The 4,520-nt window shown below is 67.7% G+C and carries 4 protein-coding genes and 1 pseudogene; 1 reads left to right on the forward strand and 4 read right to left on the reverse strand.

Annotated features, from left to right (window positions below; genetic code table 11):
* Positions 1-42 precede the first annotated feature (42 nt).
* The 4 genes from ABZ260_RS47195 to ABZ260_RS47210 are packed head-to-tail and all read right to left on the reverse strand — an operon-like array spanning position 43 to position 3,950.
* Positions 43-846, reverse strand: coding sequence for an amidohydrolase family protein (locus ABZ260_RS47195; protein WP_355559366.1), 804 nt, complete (start codon positions 844-846; stop codon positions 43-45).
* Between the two features lie 10 nt (positions 847-856).
* Positions 857-1,606 carry an SDR family oxidoreductase gene (locus ABZ260_RS47200; protein WP_355631456.1) on the reverse strand — a complete coding sequence of 250 codons (750 nt, stop codon included), beginning with the start codon at positions 1,604-1,606 and terminating at the stop codon, positions 857-859.
* Positions 1,606-2,733 carry an acyl-CoA dehydrogenase gene (locus ABZ260_RS47205; RefSeq protein WP_355631459.1) on the reverse strand — a complete coding sequence of 376 codons (1,128 nt, stop codon included), beginning with the start codon at positions 2,731-2,733 and terminating at the stop codon, positions 1,606-1,608. The genes ABZ260_RS47200 and ABZ260_RS47205 overlap by 1 nt, the downstream gene beginning before the upstream one ends.
* Positions 2,734-2,792: 59 nt before the next feature.
* Complete coding sequence (locus ABZ260_RS47210) at positions 2,793-3,950, reverse strand: acyl-CoA dehydrogenase family protein (protein ID WP_355631461.1); 1,158 nt, start codon at positions 3,948-3,950, stop codon at positions 2,793-2,795.
* A gap of 131 nt (positions 3,951-4,081) precedes the next feature.
* On the opposite strand from ABZ260_RS47210, the pseudogene ABZ260_RS47215 reads away from it, so the two are divergent.
* Positions 4,082-4,520 (forward strand): annotated as a pseudogene (locus ABZ260_RS47215) (hypothetical protein); the annotation flags it as partial.

Raw genomic sequence — 4,520 nt, forward strand, 5'->3', positions numbered from 1 at the left:
GGCCGGGATGACCATCCCGGCCCTTTCTCATGGAACTCAAGGTTAGCGCGCCCACGGCGAATCGACGCCGAGGACCCGCGCGATCGTCCCGCCCAGCACCGACTTGCTCTCGTCGTCGGTGAGCCCGAGCGCCTCGATGGCGGCGATCTCCGCCCCGGGGTCGGTCATCGGCCAGTCGGAGCCGAACACGATCCGCTCCGCGCCGTGGTTCCGGATGAGCCGGCGTACCCGATCCGGTCGCAGGGTCGCGAGGCTCGGCGGCCAGGATGTCTCCAGCACGACGTCCGCGCCGGAGAGCATCTCCTCGGCATCGTCGAGGATCTTGTAACCGCCGAAGTGACAGGCCATCAGCCGCAGATCCGGGAACTGCCTGGCGATGTCCGCGATCATCTTCGGGCTCGACAGGCTGTTGGTGCGCGCGTCGCCGCCCTCGCCGACATGGGTGATCACGGCGATGTCGCCGCCGAAGGCCTCGAGGATCAGCCAGAGCCGTTTGTCGTCGAGCGCGAAGTTCTGGAACAGCGGGTGCAGCTTCACCGCCTTCACACCATGCCGCTGCAGGCTCGCCATATTCTCCTCGACCGGCAGGTCCACATGCACCGTGCCGAAGCCGATGCGCTTCTCCGACATCAGCCCGGCCACAAACGCGTTGACCTTGTCCACGTGCCGGGCCTCGTTGGCGATCCCGAGGCAGCAGCTGATGTCCACGCCGGTCGACTCCATCTGGCGGGTCAAGCCGCCGACCGTTCCGTCACCGCGGGGCTCAAGACCCGGGACCCGGTTGCTTCCCAGTGCGATCCCGGCGATCTTGTCGGGCCAGACGTGCGTATGAGCGTCAATGATCATGGGGATACCCTCACAGCTTGCCGGACTCGCCACCGTCGACCACGAAGATCGCACCTGTGGTGAACGAGGAGAGGGGCGAAACGAGCAGGCAGGCGAGGGGGACGAGTTCGGAGGGGTCCGCCATCCGGCCCGCGGGAATCTTCGCGACCCGCCGCCGGAGCAGTTCGGGGGACTCGAGCACGGCCTTCTGGGCGTCGGTCTGGAACGCGCCGGGAGCGATCGCGTTGACCCGCACGTTCTTCGGGGCCCACTCGGCGGCAAGCGCCTCGGTCATCCGGATCATCGCGCCCTTCGAGGTGGAGTAGCCGACCAGGTACGGTTTGCCGCGCACACCCGTCGTCGAGGCCACGTTGAGAATCCGGCCGTCACCTTGCGCGATCATGTGCCGACCGGCGGCCTGGGCGAGCAGCATCGGCGCGATGACGTTGACCGTCATCGTGTCCTTCCAGATCTGCGGGTCCTGGTCCACGAACTTCCCGGCGGGCGCGACCCCGGCGTTGTTGATCAGCCCGTCGATCCGGCCGTGCCGCGCGATGACCTCGTCGACGAGGCCGACGACGGAAGTCTCGTCGCGCATGTCCGCCTCGATGATCGAGATGCGGCCCTCACCCCTGGCCGCCAGGTCGCTGAGGCTGTCCTTGGAGCGGGCGGCGGCCACGACGTATGCGCCCTCGGCCGCGAGCTGGATGGAGATCGCCGCTCCGAGCCCCCGGCTGGCACCGGTGACGAGGACGACGCTGTCACGCAGTCCGAGGTCCATCAGGAGACTCCCTTCGACAACCGGCGCGCGAGCGAGTCGAGCAGCACCTCGGTGGCACCCTCGTAGACCCGCAGCGGACGGGCGTTGCGATACAGACGTTCGATCTTCGAGCCGCGTACCAGACCGAACCGGCCCATGATCTGCACTGAGCGGTCGACCACGCGGCCGGCCGCCTCGGTGGCGCTGACCTTGGCGATCGACGAGTAGTCGAGGTGGGCGAGCGGGTCGGACTGGGCCAGTGCCGCCGCCCGATAGGTGATCGCCCGGGCCGACTCCACCTCGGTCCAGGACAGGGCCACGCTCTGTGAGACGGCACCAAGGTCGATCAGCGGCCGGCCGAACTGCTCCCGCGTCTTCGCGTGCCGCAGCGCCTCGTCGAGTGCGGCCTGGGCGAGGCCCACCGCGGAACCCGCAACCGTCACCCGGAAGACCGCGAGGGTCTGCAGCATGAGCGAGAACGCCTTGCCCGGTACGCCGAGCCGGTTGCCCTCGGGCACCACGACGTCGTCGAAGTCGAGCTCACCGAGGATGTGAGGTGCGATCAGGTCGTCGCCCCGCGTGATCGTCAGGCCGGGTGCGTCAGCGGGAACGAGGATCATCGAGTAGCCCTCGTCCTCCTTTCCGAGCACGCAGTAGAAGTCGGCGGCGCCGCCGTTGGTGATGAACGACTTCCGCCCGTGCACGCGCACTCCGCCGGGAACGGCCTGGATCGTCGTGGTCACCCCCCGCAGGTCCGAGCCGACGTCCGGCTCGGTCAGCGCCAGACCGGCAATCGCGTCGAGCCGGGCCACCTGGGGCAGCCACCGGCTCTTGAGCTCGTCGGAGCCTCCTACGGCGAGCGAGTAGCTGCCCACCCCCTGCATGCCGAACAGCGAGTCCAGGTGAGCCGAGCTGTACATCAGCGCCTCACGGACGACCACGATCGACAGCGGGTCGAGGACCTCGGTCTCGCCGCCGTACGCCGCCGGTACCACCTGCCGGGCGAGGCCGCTTTCACGCAGTGCCCGCAGGACACCCGGGTGCACCTCGACATACTCATCGGCCTCGTTCGCGAACTCGTCGACCTGAGCCGCGACAGCACGCGCGATCTCCTGGATCTTCCGATGACGCGGGCTCAGATCGAACATCTGCCCATCTTCCACGATGCTGTCTCTCCTGTTGAGGTCTCGGCGGAGTACGGCTGGGCTCAGCGACGCTGGTCGAACCTGCGACCGAGCAGTTCGGTGACGATGCGGATGCGCTGCATGGTCGGCGTACCGCCGGCGATGGCCCAGCCGTGGGCGTCACGGTGCAGGCGCTCGATGCCGTATTCCTCCGTGTAACCGTTGCCGCCGTGCAGCTGCATGGCCAGGTCGGTGACCCGCTTGGCCATCTCGTTGGCGGTGCACTTGGCGAGCGACACCTGCAGCGGGTCGGGCAGGCCGGTGTCGGCGCCGGCTGCCGCGCGCTGAAGGAGCAACCGGGCGGCCTCGACCTGGAGCACCATGTCAGCGAGGATCACCTGGACGCTCTGGAACTCGATCAGAGGCTTGCCGAACTGCTCGCGCTCCTCGACATATCGCATCGTACGGTTAAGCGCCTCCTGGCCGATCGCCAGGCTCATGGTGGAGTTGCCGAGCCGCTCGATCGAGAAGACACCAAAAAGCTTGCCGAAGTCACCGGCGGGAACGACGACGTTCTCCTTGGGCACCTGCACGTTGTCGAAGATGACATCGGCGGAGGGGATGCCACGGAAACCCATGAGGCGTTCCGGAGCGCCGAAGCTGAGGCCCGGCATGCCCTTCTCGACGAGGACCGCGCCAATGCCCTTGGAGCCGGGGGCGTCGCTGAGCCGGCAGTACACCAGGTACTGGTCGGCCTCGCCGCCGTTGGAGATCCACCGCTTGCCGCCGTTGATGACGTAGCCGCCGTTCATCGGCTTCGCGGTGGTACGCATGTCCGTTGCGGCGGAGCCCGCGTCAGGCTCGGAGATCGCCACGGCCATGGTCCTGTCACCGGAGATGATGGCGGGCAGCCATCGCTCGCGCTGCTCCTCGGTGGCGAGGTGGTTGATCACCTGTGCGGGGCCGGTGTTAGCCTCGAAGATCTGGAACGCGGCCGGACGGCATACCCTGCCGAACTCTTCGATCACGGCCAGGGCCTGCGAGAGCGGAGCTCCCGAGCCTCCGAACCGCTCCGGGTGGGCGATGCCGAGGAAACCGAGGTCGCCCAGCCGCTTGCGCTGTTCCAGTGAGATCGGCGTCCGATCCACGTCGAGCTGTTCCGCCATGGGGGCGTACACCTCTGCGGCAACACGCGCGGCCAGCGCACGGATCTCCTGATGCTCATCGACACTGGCAGACATGGCATCCGTTCTTTCGAATGTAATCATTATTCTAGATTCCTCGCGTGTGACCGTCAACAGCCGCGGAGGAGGGGGTGGCGGCCGGGCGGCCACCATGGACATTATGATGAATATCATGATAAACAATACCCATGGGAGTTGCGCAAGTTCTTGCTGATGTTGTGATCGTCGACGCGGTCCGGACCGCAAGTGGCCGCGGCCGTAGCGGAGGTGCTCTTGCGGACGTCCATCCGGTCGATCTCCTGGCCCAGACCCTGACCGGCCTGCTGGCCCGCCATGACCTGGACCCGGGCACCGTGGACGATGTGCTGATCGGTTGCGTGTCGCAGGTGGGTGAGCAGTCCGCCACCCCCGGCCGGATGGCCTGGCTGGGCGCGGGTCTCCCGCCACACGTGCCCGCCGCCACGATCGACCGCAAGTGCGGATCGGGTCAGCAGGCCGTGCACTTCGCGGCCCAGGCGATCAGGGCGGGCTCGTACGCCCGGGTGGCGGCGACGGCCGCGGTCGGCTCGCCCTTGGTGTCCCGCTGCTCGATCACGACCTTCGTGCCGGGGTTGTGCTGCTGCACGT

The organism is Streptosporangium sp. NPDC006013 (assembly GCF_040614275.1).
In the GTDB taxonomy this organism is placed as follows: Bacteria; Actinomycetota; Actinomycetes; order Streptosporangiales; family Streptosporangiaceae; genus Streptosporangium.